17 protein-coding genes are annotated in these 16508 nt (G+C 64.5%); 9 read left to right on the top strand and 8 right to left on the bottom strand.

The annotated features are described in order from the left end of the window. Positions 1-106: 106 nt before the first annotated feature. From JWN03_RS16840 to JWN03_RS16830, 3 genes are all read right to left on the bottom strand, one after another. Positions 107-2167, bottom strand: coding sequence for a CocE/NonD family hydrolase (locus JWN03_RS16840; RefSeq protein ID WP_297615557.1), 2061 nt, complete (start codon positions 2165-2167; stop codon positions 107-109). A gap of 270 nt (positions 2168-2437) precedes the next feature. Next, positions 2438-3694 carry a PucR family transcriptional regulator gene (locus JWN03_RS16835; RefSeq protein ID WP_297615555.1) on the bottom strand — a complete coding sequence of 419 codons (1257 nt, stop codon included), beginning with the start codon at positions 3692-3694 and terminating at the stop codon, positions 2438-2440. A 12-nt stretch (positions 3695-3706) separates the two neighbouring features. After that, positions 3707-5509 carry an AMP-dependent synthetase/ligase gene (locus JWN03_RS16830; protein WP_297615553.1) on the bottom strand — a complete coding sequence of 601 codons (1803 nt, stop codon included), beginning with the start codon at positions 5507-5509 and terminating at the stop codon, positions 3707-3709. Between the two features lie 297 nt (positions 5510-5806). Between JWN03_RS16830 and glnA the strand changes: the two genes are divergently transcribed. Both glnA and JWN03_RS16820 read left to right on the top strand, forming a co-directional pair. After that, positions 5807-7243 carry a type I glutamate--ammonia ligase gene (glnA, locus tag JWN03_RS16825; protein ID WP_297615551.1) on the top strand — a complete coding sequence of 479 codons (1437 nt, stop codon included), beginning with the start codon at positions 5807-5809 and terminating at the stop codon, positions 7241-7243. A gap of 519 nt (positions 7244-7762) precedes the next feature. Further along, positions 7763-8296: a hypothetical protein gene (locus JWN03_RS16820; protein ID WP_297615549.1), complete on the top strand. Its 534-nt coding sequence runs from the start codon at positions 7763-7765 to the stop codon at positions 8294-8296. Between the two features lie 131 nt (positions 8297-8427). Here the strand turns inward: JWN03_RS16820 and JWN03_RS16815 are convergent, their stop codons facing one another. The 3 genes from JWN03_RS16815 to JWN03_RS16805 form a co-directional block, all read right to left on the bottom strand. Continuing rightward, positions 8428-9309, bottom strand: coding sequence for a helix-turn-helix domain-containing protein (locus tag JWN03_RS16815; RefSeq protein ID WP_297615547.1), 882 nt, complete (start codon positions 9307-9309; stop codon positions 8428-8430). A gap of 279 nt (positions 9310-9588) precedes the next feature. Then, positions 9589-9939, bottom strand: coding sequence for a hypothetical protein (locus JWN03_RS16810; protein ID WP_297615545.1), 351 nt, complete (start codon positions 9937-9939; stop codon positions 9589-9591). Further along, complete coding sequence (locus JWN03_RS16805) at positions 9936-10208, bottom strand: MarR family transcriptional regulator (protein ID WP_297615543.1); 273 nt, start codon at positions 10206-10208, stop codon at positions 9936-9938. Before JWN03_RS16805 ends, JWN03_RS16810 begins: the two co-directional genes overlap by 4 nt. A gap of 149 nt (positions 10209-10357) precedes the next feature. Here JWN03_RS16805 and JWN03_RS16800 point away from each other — a divergent pair, with 149 nt between their 5' ends. Genes JWN03_RS16800 through JWN03_RS16790 form a run of 3 tightly spaced genes read left to right on the top strand, consistent with a single transcriptional unit; the run spans position 10358 to position 12118 of the window. Next, positions 10358-10738: a hypothetical protein gene (locus JWN03_RS16800; RefSeq protein WP_297615541.1), complete on the top strand. Its 381-nt coding sequence runs from the start codon at positions 10358-10360 to the stop codon at positions 10736-10738. A 3-nt stretch (positions 10739-10741) separates the two neighbouring features. Then, positions 10742-11281, top strand: a complete 540-nt coding sequence (locus tag JWN03_RS16795) for a DUF6879 family protein (RefSeq protein ID WP_297615539.1) — start codon at positions 10742-10744, stop codon at positions 11279-11281. Continuing rightward, entirely contained in the window at positions 11282-12118 is an 837-nt protein-coding gene (locus tag JWN03_RS16790; protein WP_297615537.1) for a helix-turn-helix domain-containing protein, read from the top strand. 46 nt (positions 12119-12164) lie between these two features. Here the strand turns inward: JWN03_RS16790 and JWN03_RS16785 are convergent, their stop codons facing one another. Further along, entirely contained in the window at positions 12165-12770 is a 606-nt protein-coding gene (locus JWN03_RS16785; protein WP_297615535.1) for a TetR/AcrR family transcriptional regulator, read from the bottom strand. Between the two features lie 101 nt (positions 12771-12871). On the opposite strand from JWN03_RS16785, the gene JWN03_RS16780 reads away from it, so the two are divergent. From JWN03_RS16780 to JWN03_RS16765, 4 genes are all read left to right on the top strand, one after another. Beyond that, positions 12872-13372, top strand: coding sequence for a nitroreductase/quinone reductase family protein (locus tag JWN03_RS16780; protein WP_297615533.1), 501 nt, complete (start codon positions 12872-12874; stop codon positions 13370-13372). A 35-nt stretch (positions 13373-13407) separates the two neighbouring features. After that, a complete protein-coding gene (locus JWN03_RS16775; RefSeq protein WP_297615531.1) occupies positions 13408-13767 on the top strand; it encodes a nuclear transport factor 2 family protein in 360 nt (119 codons plus the stop codon). A gap of 288 nt (positions 13768-14055) precedes the next feature. Further along, positions 14056-15474, top strand: a complete 1419-nt coding sequence (locus JWN03_RS16770) for a hypothetical protein (protein ID WP_297615529.1) — start codon at positions 14056-14058, stop codon at positions 15472-15474. Between the two features lie 26 nt (positions 15475-15500). Beyond that, positions 15501-15860 (top strand): ArsC/Spx/MgsR family protein, encoded by a 360-nt coding sequence (locus tag JWN03_RS16765; RefSeq protein ID WP_297615527.1) that lies wholly within the window; start codon positions 15501-15503, stop codon positions 15858-15860. Positions 15861-15994: 134 nt separating this feature from the next. On the opposite strand, the gene JWN03_RS16760 is transcribed toward JWN03_RS16765, so the two are convergent. Beyond that, a complete protein-coding gene (locus tag JWN03_RS16760) occupies positions 15995-16444 on the bottom strand; it encodes a nitroreductase family deazaflavin-dependent oxidoreductase (RefSeq protein WP_297615525.1) in 450 nt (149 codons plus the stop codon). Positions 16445-16508 lie beyond the last annotated feature (64 nt).

The following is a 16508-nucleotide window of genomic DNA, read 5'->3' as shown; positions in this document are numbered from 1 at the left end:
GTGGGGTGAATGTGTCGAAGGGTGGTATGGCGGCGGCGACCGGCCATACCACCCTTCCCCGGTTCCCCCCGGGTTCAGTGGGTGCGGCAGCTGATGGGTGCTGTGTCTAATGCGTGAACACGCTCGCAGGTGCGAGCGGCAGCACCAGACTCGATGGCCACGCCGCATTTCGCTGCAGCTGCTGCGAAGTGCCCAGCAGGCGCGGCAGATCCGTGGGGATCGGCATGGTGGACGGGAAGGTGCCCGTCGAGATCCGCAGGCGCAGTGCGTGTCCGGGCTCGATGCGGTAGAAGGTGGGGCGCAGCTTGATCTCCACCTTCACCACCTCGCCCGGTGTCAGCAACTGCTGGTTCTCCAGTGTCAGTACGTGTTCGGGAGCGTAGACGGTGCCGTCCGGCGCGCGCCAGGTCTTGTCCTCGTTGAGGGTGCGCTGGCTCGCCAATTGCGAACCGCCGGTGATGTTCACGGCCGAACCGTCCGGGGCCACATCGTCGAGCCAGACCTGGAATGCCGCATCGGTGCCGGTGGAGGAGGCGTACAGCGAAACGCTGGAGGGTCCGGCCAGCACGGTCGGCTCGGTCACCGGATCCATCGTGTACTTCAGGCCCGCGGTCGGTTCCAGTACCTTCTCGGTGCAGGGGTTGTAGGCGGTGAACAGCCGGAAGACGAAGTCCAGCAGCCCGGCGGTGTACTGGCCCAGACTCTGCCGGTTGCACAGATTGTCGATACCGGTGAAGTCGAGCCGGTCGGCGGCCTCGGCCACGGTCGGCGGCTGCTCGCTCAGGCGGTCACCGTCGAAATAGCGCTGCACCACGGTGGTCTGATCGAACGGGTAGTGCGCCGCATCGGCGGCATTGTTGCCCGGATCGATCACATGCAGCGGCTTATCGGTGTGATCGACCCCGTTGGGAATGTCCTTGAGCCAGCGGTCGAACCACGCCAGGGTGATCGTATCGGTGTCCATGCGCGAGCCGGGGCCGACGCCCAGGCCCACGTGATACCAAGGGCCCATGAGCAATTGGTAGCGCCCGTCCACCTGCTGATCGGACGCCATGGGCGCGAACTGATCGCGGCCGGCCGAAAGGTTCTGCAGCTGCGAGTAATTGCGGAACGGGCCCTCCTGGTAGAGGTCCCACAGGCCGCCGACCTGGTACATGGCAATGCCGTTGTCGACCAGATTGTGCAGGTCGGTTTCGAAGCGGCGCTCCTGCCACCACGAGGTGTCGTAGGCCAGCGGGCCGCCGGCATACGCTTCCAGCAGCAGTTTGATGGTGGAGTCCGAGGAGACCAGCGCCTGCAGGTGATCCACCAGCGACTTCATGAAGGTCTGCGGCGACACCACCGCGGTCATGAACGGGCCGATGAGGCTCAGGAACGGCACCAAGAGCGTGATCGCGGTCAGCAGGATCGGGCTCATCATGCCGTCGTGGCCGAGCACCTCGTTGAAGATATTGTTCGGCATCGCCATGGGCACAATGGCTTTCAGGGGTGAACCGGGTCCGATCGCCTCGGCGGTGCGCAGCGCGTTCAGGGCGGGGAAGGAATACCCGAACATGCCGACCTTCCCATTGGATCCGGGCAGCTTCGAGGCCCAATCCACCAATTGCACACCGTCGGTGCCGTCTTCGCGGGATGCCGGATTCCACGCGCCGGTGGAACCACCCGTGCCGCGCACGTCCGCGATCACCTCGATATAGCCGTGCCGCACCAGCATGTCCTGCGCGCTGGTGGCCTGATTGATCACCCGCCGCACATCGCGGAGCTGATCGGGCAGCGGAATGTGCAGCTCGTCGATCACGCTGGTGATGGCCGCCGTGAGCGCGCTGGTGACCGCGCCGTACGTGGTGAAGTTGACGACCACCGGGAAGTCACCGGCCGCCCGCTGCCCCGTCGCCGGATCGGTCGGATATCGCACCTCGGCCTGCAACTGGGTGCCGTCGGACAGCGGAACCACATGTCCCAGTTCATAGCCCACGCCATAGGGCGCCGGAGTCGGCTGATAGTCGGCGGGCAGCCCGAAGTTCGCGGGCGCGCTCGGCACCGGCCCGGATGTGGGCACCGCCCCCGCGAACGTGGTGCTGGACACGGTCATCGCGAACGCGGACAGCCCCGCGACAGCGAGCGGGACGAGGCGGCAGCGCATTGCCGGCCGGGGCTTGCTTCTCAACTATCTACCTCTGCGGATGGTCGGGAGGCCGCACCTGCGGGCGATCCCGCCGCGCGACCTCGTCGTCGGGATTCAGCACACCGCACAGTCCCTAGCCCCCGCTACCGGCAATCCCCAAGACTGTTCGCCACCCACTTGTGCATCCGCCCAAAACGACGTCAGCAGAATGCCGCGCACAAATTCACCTGCCGCGCACAAGTTGGTACGCCGCGCATGAAAATACCGATGGATTCGGTGCGCGCGGAGCGAATTCGTGCGCCGGGAGGGGGATTACGGTGCGAAGGAGGCGGATTCGAGGCGGCGGGCGATGCGGGCGGCGGAGAGGGTCATGGCATCGGTGGGGCGGAGGGGGTCCAAGCCGGTGAGTTCGTGGATGCGGGCCAGGCGGTAGGTGACCGTATTGCGGTGGATGTTCAGGAGGCGGGCGGTGGCCAGCTGGTTGAAACCGGTGTCCACGAAGACTTCCAGGGTTTCCGCGAGCAGCGGTTGGGCGTCGAGGGGCGCGAGAACCGCGGCGAGTCCGGCGCGTGCGCTGCCGCCTGCGGCGACGGTGTATTCGAACATGAGATCTGCTCGGCGGCAGACCATTTGGGAGCGATCGAGGCAGCGGCCGAGCTCGGCGAGCATTCGGGCCTCGGCGAAGAGATCGGGTATTTCGGCGCGCGACGGCGCTACCGTCACACCCACCCAGAAGGGCGCCGGCGGTGGCGTGCGCGGTGCGGGGGATTCCGGTTGCCGGGCGAAGTGGCCGGGCAGACTTTCTGGCTGGCCGATCGGGTGGGCGGGGAGTAATCGGGTGGTCAGTGCCGCCGTGGTGGCGGTGCCGTCGTCACCGGGCTGCAGGGGGAGCAGGGCGGTCCAGCCCCCGCTGTCCAGGCGCAGGAATACGCCGGGGATCGCCTCGATGCGATGCCGGAGTTCGCTGGTGTCCGCACCGTGCCGCGTGCCACCCGCCCCGGTGCCGAGGCGGAAGACCGCGATCACGAAGGCGTCCGGCACCGCGATCGCAGGTTCATCGGCCCATTCGATGGGGTCGCGTCCGGTGATCAGGGCATCGGCGATCGCGCGGCGGCGCTCCAGCAGTTCCCAGCGCGGATCGTGGGCGCGCTGCACGCAGGCGGTGGCGATGCGTGCGGTCAGCAGGGTGATGTAACTGAGCAGGGGGAGTGCGGCATCGGTGAGCAGTTCGCGCTCGCTCTCGGCCGCGGCCGCACGAATGCGGGACCAGATGTATTCGGCTCCGAGGCGGTAGCGGCCGAGCACCTCTTCGAGGGGTTCGCCGTCGCGGACCCGTCCCATGGCGATGTCGACGACCTCGCGGGTGTCTTCCTCGCTGGGGTTGACGCCGGTGCGCAGGAAGTCGAAGAACAGATCGACATTGAGTTTGGTACCGCGTTCGACGCCGCTGACCACCAATGATTGGGGCAGGGTTCGATACGGCGGCGCCGCAATCGGGAACTCGTCCCGTACCGCGACCGCGCGCCGATACAGTTGTTCCAGCGCCCGGTCCCGGTTACGCACCAGCATGAACTCCCCTAGCTACATGTACAGCGACTCGATAGTAGACGCGTATGCGGTAGCTATCGGTTTGCGCCTCAGTTTTCCGGTGGCGGTCAGGCAATCGCTGCCGGGGGCCCACACATCCGGCAGCACCGCGAACCGCTTGATCTGTTCCACCCGGGAGAGTTTGGAATTCGCGGCATCAACGCCCTCTTGCAGGGCTTTGAGGACGACGGGGTCCGCCGCCAGCGCGGCGATACTCCGATCCGATAGCTGATGGCGTTCGGCGAATACGGCGGCCAGATCGGGATCCAGGCAGATGAGTGCGGTGTTGTAGGAGCGCGCCTCGCCGATCACCGCGACCGCGCCCGCGAGCGGGGTGTTCTCGGTGACGGTGTTCTCGATATTGGTCGGCGACATATTCTTGCCGGCCGCATTGATGATGATTTCCTTCTTGCGATCGACGATCTTCAGGAAGCCCTCGTCGTCGATCTCGCCGATATCACCGGTGTGCAGCCAGCCGTCGCCGTCCACGGTCTCGGCGGTCTTGTCGGGGGCATTGCGGTAGCCGCGCATGACCATTCGGCCGCGCACCAGCACCTCACCGTCCTCGGCGATGGTGACCTCCGCACCGGGCAGGGGGGTGCCGACGGTGCCGATCTTGATGCGCTCGGGGCGGCTGACGGTGGCGCCCGCGGTGCATTCGGTCATGCCGTAGCCTTCGCAGAGCGGCAGGCCGAGGCCGAGGAAGAATTCGTGGGTATCGCGCGGGATCGGGGCCGAACCGGTGACCGCGACCCGAACCTTGTCCAGGCCGAGGCGTTCCCGGACGGTGGCGAGGACCAGGCGATCGGCCAACCGGTATTGCGCCGTGTCGAAGATGCTCTGGCTGCGGCCGTCGGACACCGCGCGGGCGCGGGCCCGGCCGGTGCGCACGGCCCAGTCCACCAGCTTGCGCCGCACCGGGCTCGGTTCGGCCGCGAAGCGCTCCTCCAGTGCCGCTTTGACTTTCACCCACACCCGGGGCACGCCCAGGAATACGCTCGGGTGCACTTCGATGAGCGCCTCGGCGACCTGCTTGAGGTCGGGGCAGGTGGTGATCTCCGCGCCGCTGAGCAGCGACAGGTAGTGCGCGAACCAGCGGTTGGCGGCATGTGCGTCGGGCAGGTACGACACCACCTTGTCCTCGCGGCCGCCGCCACCGAATTCCTCGACCACGCGGGCGTTTTCGATGAAATTGGTGTGGGTAAGCTCCACGCCCTTGGGTGGGCCGGTAGTGCCGGAGGTGTAGACGATGGTCAGCAGATCCTCGGGATCGACTGCCCGCCAGGAGCTTTCGAAATCGAAATCGGCGGCCGGACTCGCCTCGATATCGGCCAGTGCGATCGTCCCCTCCGGCGCTTCGTCCACGCAGATCACGTGTTCGACCGTAATGCCCTGTGCCGCGGCCTTCTCCACCGCCGCCAGCACCTGCGGCGCGAACTGCCGCTCGCAGATGACGGCTTTGTTGCCCGCATTGCCGAACTGATAGACCAGCAGATCCACCGGATTGGTGTTGTACACCGAGAACGGCGTCGCACCCGTATGCATGATCGCGGTATCGCACAGATGGAACTCGGGCCGGTTCGTCATCATGAGCGCCACCGTGTCCCCGCGCCCGATACCCAGCGCCGCCAACCCCGCGGCAATCGCGCGCACCCGCTCCCCGTACTCCCGCCAGGTGATCGCGACTGCCCCGCCGAGCGTGCGCAGCGCGACCGCCTCCGGATACGCAGTCACATTCGACTGGAACGCCTCGCACAGCGTGTGCGGTCCCGTTGCCGCCACCGATGTTGAACTCACGACCTACCTCTGGCTCACACGTCATCGAGGGCGCCTGCCCTCGGGTCGCCATACAGCACACCGCACAAAGAGCAGTCCGGACTAGTGGCAATACGGAAGATCTGAGGTGATCGTTTTGTGCAATGTGCTAAAAACGGTCAACGACGTCGCGAACTAAAGATGTTGCTCTTGGTGCGCACGCTGATTCGTGGTTCACCGGGTATGTATCGGACGTATGGTCGTACCACCAAGAGGACCGCCGGACCCCCGACCGGGCCGTCCTATCGGGTAGTGGTGCGGCGCTGCGAGGAGCCCGCCGTGATCACCCCTACCGTCACCGGAGTGCAGGACTACATCGACACCGAGGACGTCCAGTACGTCGATGTCCGTTTCTGCGACGTACCCGGTACCCAGCAGCATTTCTCCATTCCCGCCGCCATGTTCGGCCCCGAACTGGTCGAAGAAGGCATCGCCTTCGACGGCTCGTCGGTGCGCGGCTTCCAGGCCATCCACGAATCCGACATGCTCCTGCTGCTGGATCTGCGCACCGCGCAACTGGATTCGTTCCGAGCCGCCAGGACGCTCAATATCAGCTGCTTCGTGCACGATCCGCACACGCTCGCGGCCTACAGCCGTGATCCGCGCAATGTGGCGCGCAAGGCCGAGGATTATCTGCGCAGCACCGGCATTGCCGACACGGCCTACTTCGGGCCGGAAGCCGAGTTCTACATCTTCGATTCGGTGCGCTACGACACCACCATGAACGGATCCTTCTACAAGGTGGATTCGGTGTCCGCGGACTGGAACACCGGTGCGAAACACAATCCCGACGGCAGCCTCAATCGCGGTTACAAGGTGCGCCCCAAGGGCGGCTACTTCCCCGTCGCGCCCTATGACGCCGACGTCGATCTGCGCGACCGCATGGGTACCAACCTGCAGCGTTGCGGCTTCGAGCTGGAGAAGGGCCATCACGAGGTGGGCACCGGCGGGCAAGCCGAGATCAACTACCGGTTCAATACCCTGCTGGCCGCCGCCGACGATCTACAGCTCTACAAATACATCATCAAGAACACGGCATGGGAGGAAGGCAAAACCGTCACCTTCATGCCGAAACCACTTTTCGGTGACAACGGTTCGGGAATGCATGTCCACCAATCCCTCTGGCGGGACGGCGTACCCCTCTTCTACGACGAGGCCGGCTACGCGGGCCTGTCCGACCTGGCCCGCCACTACATCGGCGGCCTGCTGCACCACGCCCCCTCGCTGCTGGCGTGGACCAACCCCACCGTGAATTCCTATAAGCGCCTCGTCCCCGGCTACGAGGCCCCCGTGAATCTCGTCTACAGCCAGCGCAATCGCTCCGCCGCCGTCCGAATCCCGGTCACCGGCACCAGCGCCCGCGCCAAACGCCTCGAATTCCGCTGCCCCGACTCCTCCGGCAACCCCTACCTCTCCTTCGCCGCCATGATGATGGCCGGCCTCGACGGCATCATGAACAAACTCGAGCCCGCCCTCCCCATAGACAAAGACCTCTACGACCTAACCCCCGAAGAATCCGCCGAAGTAACCCAAACCCCCGCCAGCCTCGACGCCGTCATCAACCGCCTCGAAGCCGACCACGACTACCTAACCGAGGGCGGCGTCTTCACCGAAGACCTGATCGAAACCTGGATCCGCATAAAACGAGACACCGAAATCGCCGAAATCAACCTCCGCCCCCACCCCTACGAATTCGACCTCTACTACGACGTCTGAGTCTGACCTGCACGAACGCGGCCAACTTCATCGTCATCGCCAACGACCGCCGCTTCGACCGCGACCGCAACGAATGGGTCGATGCGAACAAGACCGCCATCCGCATCAACTGCTGGGGCGATCTGGCCCAGGAAACCGGCGACAGCCTCGTCAAGGGCGGCCGGGTCACCCGTCACCGGGCACCGGCTCCTCGCCGACCCCTACATCGGCAAGACAGCAAGCCGCAAGCCGGACTGGAACTAACCGCCGACACCGTCAGCATCGATCTGAAAGGCCAGTGCGCGAAGATCACTCGACGCCAGCGCGCCCACGCCTCCAGCCAGAACGGAGACGAACCGCCGTTCTGAACGACACAGCACGACCGGGCTCGCCGGTCACCGCACCCACTCACCGCGAACAACTGCCGAATTCACCTATTACTTAGATAGATAGGCAATCCACCCAGGTAAAAGCCGACTACTATCGACGATCTAGATGCATGAGGAGCAAGGTCGTCACCACACACCCGAGGTGCCCGCAATGACTACGCTCCTCCCCGCCGCGACAGCCCTAGCCGGATCGTTTGGCACGCTCGTCCTTCAAGCTCGGTACCAACGAATCAGAGCCAGGGAAGATCGTGTGTGGTCACGCTGCGCCGAGACCTATATCGATCTATTGCGCTACCAGAGCAGCGGCATGTCCGAGCACTCCGAAACCGCCACGGCGAACGAACTGGCCGTGCGCGAAGATCTATCAGCGAAAGTGGCAGCGTTCGCTTCAAAAGCCGTCTACGAGCTGTGGCAACAGTCGGCGACAGCGTCCCTGGATCTGGAGCAGTACATCGAGAACAACCACCCCGATTGGTTCTACGCCGACGACTACTTCGAATCAAAACGGTTCGAGGCCGCCGCCGAAGAGGACGAGGATTATCGACGGGTACGAAAGACCAAGACTGACGCCGAGCAAAAACTAGCCGAGCGAATCCGCAAAGAACTCCACGTCGATAGCCACCGAAAGCAAGCTCCCATCGACGCCCCGAGGGGCTGGCTCCGACGCCGTGCACTGCGGCCATGACTCCCTCCACGGGACCACACGGCAAACCCTCCCGCAAACAAACCCCATATCGCCGTCCGTGGCAGCGCAGACTTAAACCTGCCCCCGAGATCGCGACCGTCTGCGGGTGAACGTGGCCTGGAGGGCGGATATCAGCTCAATTCGATGCCAGGAAGACGTTCCGACTCAACCTGTTTGGTTGGCAGGTCTTTGGCCAGGTCGACAGGGGTGGGACTTAGGTCTAGCTCCTTCAACGCGCTGATCGCGAACAGGCGGTCACGCAGGGCCGGGTCCTGAATCTTCTCGATCTGCTTCGAAGCCCGGTCGAATGCCAGATCGGACTTGAGCTCCCGGCGCACCTGCTCGGTCTGTTCAGTCGCATGACGACGTGCCTTGTTCGCCTGAACCGTGAATGCGCCGCCGCATACTGTGATGACTACACCAGACAAGCTAGTGATCAGTCCGGTGTAGTTGGCGCGAGACTCACCAGCATGCTTCAACGCAAGCCCCGCGCCTACCAAAAGGATGAGCGCCCCAGCGGTCGTGATGATCATACTGAGCGCAAAGGTGATCGTTGACTGCCACAGCGAGTGGTTCAAGAACCGAAACGAATAGCGCAGCTTCTGCATTGATGCGTCATCATGTGCATCTACCGGTATCGGCGCATCGGTAAAGACGTTGACCTGGGCATTCCGACCTCCGACCGAAACCGTCGCGGACGGAGATGGCTGCCGCCTAATTTCTGCCCAGACGGCCAGCCAGGGCAGAGGGTTCTCGACCTCAATCGCCTTGAGAAGCGCTCGAAGTGGAACCTCTCGAGGAAGGCGCTTACCTGAAACGTACCCGTACACAAGCGTACGGGACATCTCAGCGCGGTCGGCGACTTCTCTGAACGAAATTCCCAACCTCCGTAGACGCTCGTGTAAGAGTAGTCCGAAGTCTTCGATACTGCTGGCAACGATTAGAGCAGCGATCTCAGCTTCGACAAACTCTTCATCGATATCTTTACCTCGTTCCCCACCAGCGCTCAGCATCCGTCCCCCGTGGCATCGTCTCGACAGAGAAATAGTACTCCTCGAGGTATCTCGCCGAGAGAACCATTGAGATCACATGGGCATGTTCGCTCTGCCTCAATTTTCCACCGGCCGCAGAGTCCGCAATCTCGCCCGAATGTCACCAAACTGTGCCAGCGATCTATCCCCTGATCAGTAGACGGATTCTCTTGTGTGCCAATACCACTCGTTCAACGCAAACGTCGAGAGCGTCAACCTCAAAAGCCGTCGCCCGACCTCCTGGGACTCATTGAGCCCCGACTACGATGTGTGGGGCTGGCCTGCGGTGGGCCACGGCGGCAGCAGCCAGCGTGCGTAGGTCTGTTCCGGGTCGACCGTGATCACTTCGGCAACCTTCACCAGTGGTGCCGGGATCTCCGCGCCATCGAAGTGTGTTGCGCTCGGGACGATCACTGCGTCGACATCGGCTTTGCGGACGACATCGACCAGCCGCTCGATCGGAGCGTCAGTGTCCGGGCCGAATACGACGATCTTCGCCAGGTCGTATCCGAGACGCTTTGCGCGGCTGCGGATCCGCGTCTCGTCCCAGTCTTGCCGGAAGCCGGATACGTCGCGGCGCAGGTACCCGATGGCGGTCGGGATGTCCCTCATTGCGGGCACCTGCGCGTCGACGACGCGACGTAGTCGCGGTATCCGGGCTGGTTGACGGCCAGTCGCCCGCGCTTGGTCGGCCGCCAGTTCGCCGGGCTGTGGCGGGTGCCCAGAGCCAGACCCGTGTGCGAGAGCCGCCGCAAAGCGCGACGGATCGCCCCGTCCGCGAGTCCCGTTGTGCGGCAGAGTTGCTGAACAGTGAGAGCATGCGGGGGCTGCAATGTGGACAGTGCCCCAAGCACTTTCGCTTCCGGTTCGGTCAAGGCCATCGTCGTCGCCCCTCGTCGTTTCGTCGTCGCGGGTGGCTACTCAGGGTGAGGACGACGATCGCCAGTCCCGAGTGCCTACCTGGACGGTAGAGACTCCCGCGGATGGCGCACTTGGAGATTTCTAGATATTTCTCCGAACCGAACCAAATGTGACCACTGACGTCGGAGAATTGAGCCTGTTCGGAGAATTTCGAGAACATGGAGGCTCTGTCATGACGTTGCGACTTCTGGGCGGCCCCACGGGCAATGAAGGCTCACCGAGACTCTGGATCGATGACGACCGCGAGATGTACTTTGTTCAGGGCCTGAAAGTTCCCGGCGGCCCTGAGCGAGTGGAGATCCCACACATGTTGCTCACCTGGTTGAAGCCGGACACTCACCTCGGCGCAACGCTCACCGACTCCGGAATCGGGACATTCACCTTGACCGGCACGCCGATCTCGGACGTAGCGATTCTCGAGCAGATACAAACCCCGGCGCATGAGGTCTGTCTCGAAGTGCCGGCAGTCGCGACCCTGAGGAGATGGTGACCCGTGTTGTACCTGCCTGCCGGGTCCGGCGCCACGTTGCTCGGGATGGCTGAACGCCGCGCATTCCACCTCGAGGTGGAGGACGACCACAGCGTGTCCAATGAGGACGAGCCGATGCGCAGATGGCGCGCTGGACTGCCGCCCCTGGACCCGGACAACTACCCGCCCGATTGGAAACGCTGGGAAGATCTCACCGACGCCGCCACGGGCAGAGGTGTTGCGTTGCAGCGGGTTCGTGTGGTGAGCGAGCCGCTGACGGAGTACATCCGATTCCTGCACGCGGTCACCGATCGCAATCAAGCCCACGGTGAGGAAATCCGATGGATGCCCAGGCAGAACCTCGACTCCGCCGAAGTCACCGCGGACGAATGGTGGTTGCTCGATGACGCCGCCCTCGCCTGGACACTGTTCGATCAACAGGGAGACTTCGCCGGGTTCGCCGTGACCCGCGATCCTTTCGACGTGACCCGCGCTATGACCGTCCGTGACATCTTGTGGGCCAAGGCGATTCCACATACCGACTACATTCCAGGACCGCAGTAGATGACTGGTGTCGAGCAGGCTCGAATTGTGCTGGGCAACCGGCTGCGCGAATTTCGTAGAGCCGCAGGCTTGTCCGGTGTGGAGCTCGCACAGCGCGCAGGATGGGTGCCTTCGAAGATCTCCAAGATCGAGCGAGGTCAGCAAGCGCCGAGCGTCGAGGATCTCACCGCCTGGTGTGAGATCACCGATTCCATGCTCGCATTCCCGGACCTGCTCGCCACCCTCACCAATCTCGAATCCATGTGGACGGAGTGGAAGCGGGTCGCTGCGTCCGGTCATGCCCAACGGCAGCGCCGCAGCATCGAGCTCGAGGCTGCGACCCGCGTCATCCGAAACTGGTCCCAGCTCATCGTTCCCGGGCTGCTGCAAACAGAGGACTACGCCCGAGCGGTACTCGCCACATGCATCCAATTCCTTGGCACCGCAGACGACTTGGAGAACGCCGTCGCCGCCCGAATGCGCCGGCAAGGAGTGCTGCATTCAGGCACCCGGCGTGTCATCGTCCTGCTCGCCGAGCAGGCTCTCTACACCCGAGTCGGCGAGGATCGGGTGATGGCCGAACAGCTGCAACACCTACTCGAGATCATGACCGAGCGTCGATTGATCTTCGGTGTTGTGCCCCGTGAATTCGAGTTCATCTACACGACCACGAGCTTCGCGATGTTCGATCGACGACTGGCGATGGTAGAGACTATCAGCGCCGAACTGAGCGTTACCGGCCCAGCCGAGCTGGCATCGTACGAAAAGGCATGGGCCGCTCTGCATCACCAGGCCGTCTACGGAGACGCCGCACGGACGCTCATTGCGAGCGCGTTAGAGCAGCAGCGGCAGCTGTAGCCGTCCGCGCGATTGCGCCGCCATCAAAACGGCGTCTGAGTGGGGATTATGGCCTGCGGAATAATGGGAGGACGGTGTCCGCCACGCTCTCGATGCTGGGGAGGGCGGTGAGTGCGTCCGGGGGGCTGAGGCGGCGTTGCAAGGCGCGCTGATGGGCCGCGCCGACCAGGAGCAGGGCGGCTGGGTGTAAATCGGTGTCGGGGGCGGCGTGGTGGGCCAGTTGGGCGACGACGGCTTCTACCGCTCGGTGCGGGCCTAGGTCTAGGTCGCGGCTGCGTTGTTGGTAGGTGGCGCGGAGGTCGGCGTCGGATTCGACTGCGGCCATGACGGGGATGGCGGCTACGAAGAATTCTTCGAGGGTGGCGAGGAGGGCTAGGAGGTCTTCGCGCAGATCGGTTGCGGGGGAGTCGGTTCGGTCTGCCAGGAGGTCTTTGAGGGGGCGGAGTTGGTGCTGGATTACCGCCTGTAGCAAGCCCATTCGGTCGTTGAAGTGGTAGAAGATGCTGGATTCGGCGACGCCGGCGCGTTTGGCGACCTCCTTGGTGGAGAGTCGGGCCACGCCGGATTCGGTGAGTATCTGCTGGGCGCAGGTGAGGACGGACTCTCGGACGCCGGTACGGGGGCGGCCACGGGTCGCGCGCTCGGCTGGCACATCGCCTCCTGATTTCTCGCCTCGGACTCTTGCAGTATGCCGCATGTGGTCGTATTTTCTGAGTAGAGACTCAGTAAATCGGCGACTCGGAGGTAGTACCGATGTCCAGCCCCACCACCACTACGAAACCGGCGACCGGGTCCCGCGTGCAGCGCACCGGGGATGCCTTCATGCGCCGGGTCCTGCGTTCCCCGATGCATCGAATGGTCAGCGGAAAGTTGCTGATCGTCACGGTGATCGGCCGCAAGTCCGGCCATGTCTACGAAAACCCGGTCGGTTACGCCGAATCCGACGGTTATGTGCTGATCGGTACCGCTGCCAAGTGGTATCGGAACCTGCGACCGGGTGAGCCTGTGCGAATCACGCTGCGGCGCACAGTGATCGAGGCCGACTGGGAGGTGATCCGGGAGGAGGAGGTAGCCGCCGAGTGCTATCGGATCATTCTCGAGGTGAATCCGACGCACGGTCGCTTCGCCGGAATCAGCCTGACGCCGGATGGCTCGGTCAACCGGGACGAACTCCGTAAGGCCCTGGCCGCAGGCACGGTCGTGGTCCGGCTGACGCCCCGCGAAAGCTGGTCGCGGCCTTTACCTGACGCGTAATCGACTCTGTGACCGCGAACGAAGAAGCTTGGTGCATGAGCGAATACGAGAACGTTGCACAGCGGTACATCGACAGCTGGAATGAGAAGGAGGCCGGTAAGCGGCGTGCACTGATCGACGAGTTGTACACGGCGGATGTGGTTTTCACCGATCCACTGGTGCAGCTGGTCGGACCCGACGCGGTCGAGGCCATGGTGGCCGGCGCCCAGGAGCAGTTCGCCGGATTGGAGTTCGGGCTCGGTCCCGTCGACGGGCATCACGATATCGCCCGGTTCACCTGGACGCTGAACGCGCCGGGGGTCGAGGAGCCGATCGTGATCGGGTTCGATGTGGTCACCCTGGTGGACGGCAAGATCGCCCGGGTGCAGGGGTTCCTGGACAAGGTGCCTGCCTGAGGGGAGAGTGTTCGGTGGTGCCGGCGCGGTGAATCGCGGCTGCACCACCGGATATTCGGTTGCCGGCCCGATCGGGGGGTGGTGCCGTCGGCGCTCGTGCGGCGGAATCGGTTGCAGGGGAACGTAGTTGAGAACTGGGGGGTTGGTATCCCCGGCGGCCTGGTCAGGCCGCCGGGCGGCCGGTCATGCCCGCCGACGTCAAACTATGACCTTTCCCTCACTGCCCGCGCGAGTCCGGTGGACCGCCATACGATCCGGGGCTGAAGGATGCGGGAAGGCGAAAAGGCCATGGATCGAAATGCGTTCGTCGAAGTGATGAACGAGGCGAGCGGCATGCTGGAGTCCGGACAGGCGCAGGAAGCGCTCGCCCGGCTGACGGCATTCGACAATGCGCTATTGGCGGCGCCGGAACCTCAGGACTACGGCTGGGTCGTGTCCTACCGGTTCCGTTCCGCCTTCGCGGCAGGTGATTTCGCCCAGGCGCTGCATATAGCGGAGAACGGGCCGGCGCGCTTTCCTGCCGATATCCCGCCCGCCACGCTCGCCACCATGTATTCCATGGCCGTAGAGGCCGCCACCTCGCTGGGCCGCGCCGAAAGCGCTGTCACCATGGCCGATCGCTGCATCGACCTGCGGCGTTCCCAGGGTGGGCCCGACGAGGTGCTGATGGCCGCCATGACCGCGTGCACCCTCCTCGGCGATATCGAAAGACACGATCTGGCAAGCCGATACGCGCAGCTGCTGATCACCGAGGGCGAAGGGCACGACGAACACCGCGCCTACGGCTACTACGCCATCTGCGGCGCCATCGAACACGGCGTCGGCGGGCATCTGGTCGATATGCTGCGCGGCGGCCACGACTGGCTGGCCACCCACGACAATGAATTCGCCCGCGAGGCACTGGGATACCTCGAGAACTCGCCGACCGTGCAGAACACGGCGTCGAACTTCCCGCCGCCCGCCGAATTCCCGCCGCCCGTGGACCTGCTGCCGCCCGCCGGATTCCCGCAACCCGTGGACCTGTTGCCGCCGGTGGACTTCTCTCCGCTGCTGGATCCGGCGCAGACGGCGCTGCTGCAGGTCTCCGACACCGGCATAGCGGCCGTCTCCGGCCCCAAACAGCCACCCGCCGAACAACTCGCGGGCGGCGAGACGGCGGACGCCCTGCTGGAGGCGCAGCGCCCCGCGGTGGCGGCGGCCGCCTACCGCGCTCTCATCGACGAGGCCATGTCCACCGGCAAGCCCGATCCGCTGATCGTCGGCAAGTCGGTGCTCGGCCTGCTCATGTCGCTCATCTTCGACAATCAGGTCGGCGAGGCGCATGCGGTGTGGATCGACGAGCAGGGGCCGACCTACCTCGGTGTGTGGGCCCTGGAGAACGGTCAGACCTCCGTCCACGACTCGATTGCCTACAACCTGGTCGCCGCTTTCCTGCACTCCCTGAGCACCGGTGACCGCAATGCCTCCAATCACGCCGTCGACACCCTCATGGGCCGCTGCGTGAACTGGGCCTTCGACAAGGACGCGCAGGTTGTGCCCGCCATGCTCAACACCTGGCGCCGCCACCTGTTCGAAATCCATGAGGGCGAGCCCGCACCCGAATACCGCTGGGAACTCACCCAGGCCGAACAGCGCTGGGGCGGGCCGCTGCCCGAATCCGGCCTGTACTGGATGCGCCCGTATCGCTGGGTCGTCGACTGGGTGTGAGCGCTCGAATCGCTAGGCTGCCTGGCATGGCAACGGAAATCTGGCACAACCAGAAGTGCTCCAAGAGTCGTGCAGCCAAGGCGGTGCTCGACGAGACCGGTGTCGAATACGTCGAGCGGCGCTACCTCGACAATCCGCCGGATGCCGTCGAAATCCGGGATGCGCTGGGCAAACTCGGGCTCGAACCGTGGGATATCACGCGCACCAGCGAGGCCGAGGCCAAGGAACTGGGCGTGTCCGCGTGGGGGCGTACCCCTGCCGATCGGGAGCGCTGGATCGAGGCGCTCGCCACGCATCCGCGCTTGATTCAGCGGCCGATCGTCTTCACCGCAGACGGGCGTGCCTTGCTCGTCCGTGATGACAAAACACTGGACACGCTGCGCTGACTCACGACTGCGCATTCGCTCACGCGGCGCCGAGCGATGGCGCGGCGATACTCACGACCCGGCGCTGCGCCGTGATCTCGTGCCGGTGAAGCGCTGACCCTGTCGGCCCACGGGAGCGGCGGTGCTGCCGCCGGTCAGGACAGGGCGAAGACCGGGAATCCGGGTGCGATGGCGGTCAATTCGGCGTCGGTGGAGTTCTTGGTGATGCCGTCGAAGAAACGGCCGACCTCCCAGCCCCAGCGTTCCAGATAGGCGCGCAGCACCGGAATCTTGTCCGTGTCGGACAGTTCGGTCGCCGTGAAGGTCTCCACCTTGCGGCCGAGGCGCAGTTCGCCGGAACCCGCGACCCGCAGATTGCGCACCCACTGGGTGTGCCCGCGCGGGGCGACCAGGTAGCGGGTGCCGTCCGCAGTGCTGAGCAGGTTGACCATGGTGGTGCGCCATTCGCCGCTCTTGCGTCCGCGTACTGCCAGCAGTCGTGAGCCGGCGACGCTGATGCCCAGTTTGGGCAGCATATTGGCGATGCGATTCATGATGGGGTCGAGGCCGGTCGGGCCGAGGTAACGGGTGGCGGCGTCGTTCATGATCGCTTCCTTACTGGATTTTGAGAGCGGTGCACTCTGCTGAGATCAGTGTGCTCGGGGCATC

It is taken from the genome of Nocardia sp. (assembly GCF_025465275.1).
In the GTDB taxonomy this organism is placed as follows: domain Bacteria; phylum Actinomycetota; class Actinomycetes; order Mycobacteriales; family Mycobacteriaceae; genus Nocardia.
The sequence above is the reverse complement of the archived record's forward strand: the minus strand, read 5'-3'. Positions and strand labels throughout refer to the sequence as shown.

What these genes read in the sequence shown, in the direction of transcription:
- JWN03_RS16835 (WP_297615555.1), bottom strand. Translation starts at nt 3,694, where the DNA reads ATGCTGGTGCGTAACCGGGACCGGGCGCTGGAACAACTGTATCGGCGC.
- JWN03_RS16820 (WP_297615549.1), top strand. Translation starts at nt 7,763, where the DNA reads ATGACTACGCTCCTCCCCGCCGCGACAGCCCTAGCCGGATCGTTTGGC.
- JWN03_RS16815 (WP_297615547.1), bottom strand. Translation starts at nt 9,309, where the DNA reads ATGCTGAGCGCTGGTGGGGAACGAGGTAAAGATATCGATGAAGAGTTT.
- JWN03_RS16810 (WP_297615545.1), bottom strand. Translation starts at nt 9,939, where the DNA reads ATGAGGGACATCCCGACCGCCATCGGGTACCTGCGCCGCGACGTATCC.
- JWN03_RS16805 (WP_297615543.1), bottom strand. Translation starts at nt 10,208, where the DNA reads ATGGCCTTGACCGAACCGGAAGCGAAAGTGCTTGGGGCACTGTCCACA.
- JWN03_RS16790 (WP_297615537.1), top strand. Translation starts at nt 11,282, where the DNA reads ATGACTGGTGTCGAGCAGGCTCGAATTGTGCTGGGCAACCGGCTGCGC.
- JWN03_RS16780 (WP_297615533.1), top strand. Translation starts at nt 12,872, where the DNA reads ATGTCCAGCCCCACCACCACTACGAAACCGGCGACCGGGTCCCGCGTG.
- JWN03_RS16775 (WP_297615531.1), top strand. Translation starts at nt 13,408, where the DNA reads ATGAGCGAATACGAGAACGTTGCACAGCGGTACATCGACAGCTGGAAT.
- JWN03_RS16770 (WP_297615529.1), top strand. Translation starts at nt 14,056, where the DNA reads ATGGATCGAAATGCGTTCGTCGAAGTGATGAACGAGGCGAGCGGCATG.
- JWN03_RS16765 (WP_297615527.1), top strand. Translation starts at nt 15,501, where the DNA reads ATGGCAACGGAAATCTGGCACAACCAGAAGTGCTCCAAGAGTCGTGCA.
- JWN03_RS16760 (WP_297615525.1), bottom strand. Translation starts at nt 16,444, where the DNA reads ATGAACGACGCCGCCACCCGTTACCTCGGCCCGACCGGCCTCGACCCC.